Below are 5,844 nucleotides of genomic sequence, written 5' to 3'. Positions count from 1 at the left end.
CGCGAAGGGGGAGAGGCATGAGCGAAGAATATTGGAAGCTCACAGAGAAGCAAAGCGTCCGCTATCCCGGCTCGTACCTCTGCACGTGTCTCGCCTGCGATGAAGTGTTCCAGAGCGAGAAGGGCAACATGCAGTGCGATGAATGCCGCGCCGAAGCGGAAACCGCAGGCAGACAAGCACTACAGGAGCGGAATGATGGCTGAGTTGACATCACAGCAGCTCGAACTTGCCCGCCACGCTCTCGGCCTTCCGAACAAAGACCGGCGATCGTACCGCAATCGATACCTCATCTCGCGTGCTGGCAAAAAGCATGCCGCCTGGGAGGGGATGCGAAGAGCAGGATTCGCGCGGGTCGAACGCGAAGCGACCTCTTACGGCGATCTCTTCTTCCTGACGCGCAAGGGGGCGGAAGCCGCGCTGCAGCCGGGCGAGACATTGTGTCCAGAGGATTTCCCCGTCCGCGCTCTTCAGGAGAAGGCAGAATGACYGATCGTCCGATCCTCTTCTCKGGCCCGATGGTCCGCGCGCTCCTCGAAAGGCGCAAGACGCAGACGCGGCGCGGCATCGTACTTCGCCAGTATCGCGGATTCAGTGAGTTCGGGCAAAGCGATACCGCAGGCTACGACTGGCATTTGCGCGACAGCGGCAAGCGGTGGCACGATCTTCGCCACGCCGAACTGCTGGAGCTTCTACCTTACCACGTCGGCGATCACCTTTATGTCCGCGAGGCATGGCATGCGGCGCGAAGTCTGAATGCAGTGCGGCCAAGAGATATCCCGCTCGATGCTGACATTGAGTATGCAGCGACCGCGCGCAACTATGCGGAGATAGGCCTAAAGGGAAAGCTGCGGCCCGGCATGTTCATGCCCCGCTGGGCTTCGCGTCTCACCCTCGTCGTGACCGGCGTGAAGGTCGAGCGGCTGAAGGACATCAGCTGCACGGACGCGATCGCGGAAGGAGTGCCGACCTCGATGGAGGGCAACGCTGGCGATGAAATCTACTGCCCGAAATGTGACGGCAATGGCGTTCACGGAGCTTTCAGTACCAACTACGGCGTGACGGAAGTCGACTGCTCCGACTGCACGACCGCTCGCGATCGTTTCAAAAACCTATGGCGGCACATCAACGGTCCCGGCTCCTGGGACGCCAACCCCTGGGTCGTCGCAGTCTCCTTCGAAGTTCACCAAAGCAATATCGACGCGATGAAGGTGGTGGCATGATGCGCGAGCTTATCGTCGACAGTTTCGCCGGCGGTGGCGGCGCCTCTGAGGGAATCCGCGCCGCGACCGGACGGGATCCGGACATCGCCATCAATCACGATCGAGCCGCGCTCGCGATGCATCGTATCAACCATCCGGGGACCCGGCACATTGCCGAGGACGTTTGGCACGTCGATCCCGTGGCGATGTGTGACGGCCAGCCGATTGGCATGTTGTGGCTTTCGCCGGACTGCAAGCACTTCAGCAAGGCCAAGGGCGGCAAGCCGCGCGAGAAGGAGATCCGCGGACTCGCATGGATCGCGCTGAAATGGGTCAAGGCGCTCCCGAAATGGCAGCGGCCGCGCGTCATCTTCCTTGAGAACGTCGAGGAGTTTCAGGACTGGGGCCCGCTCCTGGACGACGGCACGCCGTGCCCGGTCCAGAAGGGCGCAACGTTTAGGAACTACGTCTCTTCGTTCAAAGCGCTCGGCTACAAGAAGATCGAATGGCAGGAGCGTCGCGCCTGGCGTGCCGGCGCGCCGACGATCCGCAAGCGGCTTTATGTCATCATGCGACGCGACGACGAGCCGATCGTTTGGCCAGCACCCAAGCGAGGGAATCCGAACGATCCCATCGACGCTGCGAAGATCGCCGCCGGCGTTCTCCAGCCGTGGCGCACCGCCGCGTCCGACGTCATCGACTGGTCTCTCCCATGCCCTTCGATCTTCGACACGTCGGAGGAGATCAAGCAGAAATGGGGTTTGAGGGCGAAGCGGCCCCTAGCCGAGGCGACGCTCGCTCGCATCGCTAAGGGCGTCATGCGATACGTCGTGAATGCGGAAAARCCCTTCATCGTTCCGGGGTTCGTGACCTACGCCCAACAGGGCGGCCGGAACAGATCAGCAGAGGAGCCGCTTCACACAATCACCGCGTCGCGGAAAGACCAGAATGCGGTCATCACTCCGTTCGTGACCAAGTTCAACCGCGGCGCGACCGGGCATCACATCGACGAGCCTCTTCACACGATCACCTCTCACGCATCCGAGACCCATGGCGGGGGCGCGGCGCCGCTCGGGATCGTGACGCCGATCTTGGTCGGCTGTGGCGGCCGCGCCGCGCAAACGGAACCGCGTCCGGGGAATCTTCCGGTCGCGACGCAGACAGCAAAGGCGGATGCCTGCTTGGCCGCTGTTCACCTGATGACTATGCGCAATGCGCAGAAGCCATTTAACGGCGCTGGTGAGCCCGTCCACACCGTCACCGCTGGCGGTGCCGGTCTAAGCGTCGTCGCCGCCTTCCTCGCTCAGCACAACACCGACATGGTCGGACACGATGCGCGCGAGCCGGTGTCGACCATCGTCGGCAAAGGGTGCACTCAAGGACTGGTCGCCGCGCATCTCACGCACTTCTACGGGTCAAACTCGGAAGCGGCTGGCGGCAACCCGGAAGAGCCGCTCAAGACGGACACCGCAGGCGGTCGCCATGCGGGTCTCGTTGCCGCGTTCATCGCCAAATACTACGGTGCCRGCGAGCCCGTCCAAGGCGCCGACGAGCCGCTCCACACCGTTACCACCAAACCCCGCCACGGCTTGGTGACCGTTACGATCCGAGGCGAGCCATATGTCATCATCGACATCGGCATGCGGATGCTGACGCCGCGTGAGCGCTTCAGGGCCCAAGGGTTCAGACCCGATTACACCATCGATCACGGAATGCTCGAGGACGGGACCATCATCCCTTTGACTGCTGAACAGCAAGGTCGCATGTGCGGCAACTCGGTGTGTCCTGACGAGGCCGAGGATCTGGTCAGCGCGAACTACCGCGAGCGGGCCATCGCCAAGATCCGACGGCCATCGGTCGCGGTGCCTCTCTTGGAGGCCGCGGAATGACCTCACTTGGCCAGCTACACCTCCCAAGACCTACCCCCATTGGTGTCCCGATCTGCATGGACCTTGGCCCGGACGTTGTGCGTTCCCAGACTCTAATTGGATACGCTGGAGGTTTGCGGCCATGGCACAACCCGTACGCGCGATCACCGGAAGACCGATTGTCTGGCACGACGGAAACGGCATCGTGCATTGCTGCGAGGGCCTGCGGAACACGAAGGGCGAACTGCACATCTGGACATTCTGTGGTTGTGCCGTGCCGCCCACCGCTGCCTTCTTGCCCGAGCGCGGCGAGGAGATCACTTGTCGAGAATGTCTCGACCGCGCGTATTCAAGTTGACGAGAGCGTGGATCCAACCACGGCCATTCTGCGTTCAGGGACTCCAAATCAACCTGAGCAGGGAGTTTGGCCATGTCTGAGACCGTCCGCTCCATCATTGGATTGCCGGTTCTTTGGCGCGGCACCGACGGCCACGTGCATTCGTGCGTGGGCGCCCCGGCCGCTGATGGCATGCTTTTCTTTTGGACTGATTGTGGAACGAGGGTCCCGCAGCAATCCGCCTATCTTCCCGGGGAAGAAGGAGGTTCTAAGGACGACGACGCGGTCACGTGTTCGAGGTGTCTGGCTGAGAGACTATCGTCTGAATGATCATCCGCTTGCAGATCGGAGACCCGAGACGACCGGCGCGCCAAAGATAGCGCTGTTGTCCGACCGGACGGGCACGATCATGGAAGGGGCGAATATCACGCCGGAACTGGTAGCGATGTTCGAGGGCTCCCTCATCGCCTACTTCGAGGCGGAACGGACCGACAAGGGCTGGGACATCAAGCACAGGTTGCCGGACCAGGTGGTGCAGGACGGCAATGCTTTGATCAAAGCGCAGATCTGTGCTGACTGGGATCGCGGAGATCTGTTATGGCAGAGATCATTCAGGCATTCACCGGTTCCTCATTCTGGCTCGACCCGGACGGTCGCATTCACGCGTGCGTACGATGTTCAGGCAAAGACCAAGGCTATATTCGGCGAACCGTGTGTGGGATCGATATCCCTGCCGAAGAAACCCGGCCATTTCTGCCGGGCGAGCGACCTACATGTCCCGATTGCATTGCCCGATCGCGCCGGCACCTTTTTGTCGTGGCATAGCGTCCGCTTAATCATCGGCCATTCCCGCCAAGTTCCCAGCCTCACGCGCCGCCGCCTCGAATGCCAGTCGGAAGTCCTTAGGCTTGCACTTCCCTTGAAGGCACTTCAGGCAAGTTCCGACAGCAAGGGCATGGGCCGGTTTTCCCATCGCTTCCTTCGGCCATTCGTGGAGCAGGATGTCAGCGGCTCGCTCAACACGAGTTACCGGCAGAATCGAGCCGATAGACCGTACGATGGGCACAGGCGGGGCGAACCAGTGTTTTTCCATGTGCATTCCCGCAAGGAATTGCGCTTTTCCGATAGGATAGGAGGATAGCACGGATGCCGAAGCAGCAGCATGTCGACACCATGCCCCTCTACCCGGACGAGAAGAGGCTCGCGGCCGAAATCCTTCCAACCGACAGAGTAAAGGAGTGGGATGGCATCGCGGCCGTACTTGAGCGTCGGGGCCTGCCCGGAATCGACCCTCTATTTGGCGGCAGGTATTGGCCGGCAGTCCGCGCCTTCCTCGACAGACGGCATGGCCTGAGCGAACTTAAACCTGCGACTAAACCAGACGGAGAGGAGAACTGGGATGCCCCCCAACCAAGACCACGAGCTATTCGCCCCCGGTCTTAAGCGGATGAAGCGCCACAATGGGCGCATCGATCTCTATTGGGTTGCCGACGAGGCGCTCGTAAAAAAGGGCTACAAACCGAAGACGGTCAGAATTCACGGACTCGGGTGGGAAAGTCCAGCCGACCGGACTGAAGTTGCCGCGATGTGCCGGCGCTTCAACGCCGAGATGCTGGAATGGGCGGGCGGCGCCGAGGTCAGCAAAAACCCCCACGGGCTGGGGACAATCGGGTGGATCTGTACGGCATTCGAGACCGACGAGGACAGCCCGTACCACTCGAAGCGGGCGGATACCCAGAAATTCTATAGCCGGTACATCAAGACGATCGTCGCCAGCGTTGGGAAGCGGCATCTCAGCGAAGTCAACGGGCGGGACGTCCGCAGATGGCATAAGAACTGGGTCGACACCTACGGGGAGAGAAGCGGCTACGCCTGCGTTCAGACTCTCCGGCGCGTCGTAAACTACGGCTGCGAGCTGAGAGACGGGAACTGCCTCGAGCTGGGCCAAGTCCTTACCAGGACCGAGTTTGCGATCCCAGGGCAGCGCAAGAGCCGACCGACCTATGACCAAGTCGTCAAGTTCACCACGACAGCGCTATCCGACGCGGACGTTGGCCGGGACTCGATCGCCCTTGCCGTGCTCATCCAGTTCGAACTTGGCCTCCGTCAAAAGGACGTCATCGGGGAATGGGTAAAGCCCCGTCCTGAAGAACGAGAGAAGGTCAAAGGGGCCATCAGTGACGGCGCGTGGATTTGGCAATGGGGCCTGACGTGGAACCACATCGATAGAGACTGGATCCTTGAAAAACCAACGTCCAAATCAAACGGTTCTGAGACTGCAGAACACGACCTGAAGAAGCACCCTGAACTGCTCGCCATGTTACAAGCCGTGCCGGATACGCGAAGAATTGGCCCGGTGATCCTGGATGAATCGTCTGGGCTCCCATGGCGGAGAGCCACATTCTCGCGGAAGTTTCGGAAAATCGCCACCAAGGCAGGC

6 protein-coding genes are annotated in these 5,844 nt (G+C 61.1%); 5 read left to right on the top strand and 1 reads right to left on the bottom strand.

Annotation, left to right across the window (positions count from 1 at the left end; translation table 11 throughout):
- From AC1DT3_RS10660 to AC1DT3_RS10645, 4 genes are all read left to right on the top strand, one after another.
- Window positions 1–203: hypothetical protein (locus AC1DT3_RS10660; protein ID WP_477465231.1), on the top strand; the 203-nt coding region annotated here is incomplete at its 5' end.
- Window positions 196–486: a hypothetical protein gene (locus tag AC1DT3_RS10655; RefSeq protein ID WP_477465230.1), complete on the top strand. Its 291-nt coding sequence runs from the start codon at window positions 196–198 to the stop codon at window positions 484–486. The genes AC1DT3_RS10660 and AC1DT3_RS10655, both read left to right, overlap by 8 nt.
- Window positions 483–1,220 carry a hypothetical protein gene (locus AC1DT3_RS10650; protein WP_477465229.1) on the top strand — a complete coding sequence of 246 codons (738 nt, stop codon included), beginning with the start codon at window positions 483–485 and terminating at the stop codon, window positions 1,218–1,220. The genes AC1DT3_RS10655 and AC1DT3_RS10650 overlap by 4 nt, the downstream gene beginning before the upstream one ends.
- Window positions 1,217–3,088 carry a DNA cytosine methyltransferase gene (locus tag AC1DT3_RS10645; RefSeq protein ID WP_477465228.1) on the top strand — a complete coding sequence of 624 codons (1,872 nt, stop codon included), beginning with the start codon at window positions 1,217–1,219 and terminating at the stop codon, window positions 3,086–3,088. The genes AC1DT3_RS10650 and AC1DT3_RS10645 overlap by 4 nt, the downstream gene beginning before the upstream one ends.
- Window positions 3,089–4,236: 1,148 nt before the next feature.
- On the opposite strand, the gene AC1DT3_RS10640 is transcribed toward AC1DT3_RS10645, so the two are convergent.
- On the bottom strand, window positions 4,237–4,497 hold the full coding sequence (locus AC1DT3_RS10640; RefSeq protein WP_477465227.1) for a DUF982 domain-containing protein: 261 nt from the start codon (window positions 4,495–4,497) through the stop codon (window positions 4,237–4,239).
- A 492-nt stretch (window positions 4,498–4,989) separates the two neighbouring features.
- Here AC1DT3_RS10640 and AC1DT3_RS10635 point away from each other — a divergent pair.
- Window positions 4,990–5,844: integrase (locus AC1DT3_RS10635; RefSeq protein WP_477465226.1), on the top strand; the 855-nt coding region annotated here is incomplete at its 3' end.

This window comes from Microvirga sp. P4_G7, assembly GCF_056401005.1.
The sequence above is the reverse complement of the archived record's forward strand: the minus strand, read 5'-3'. Positions and strand labels throughout refer to the sequence as shown.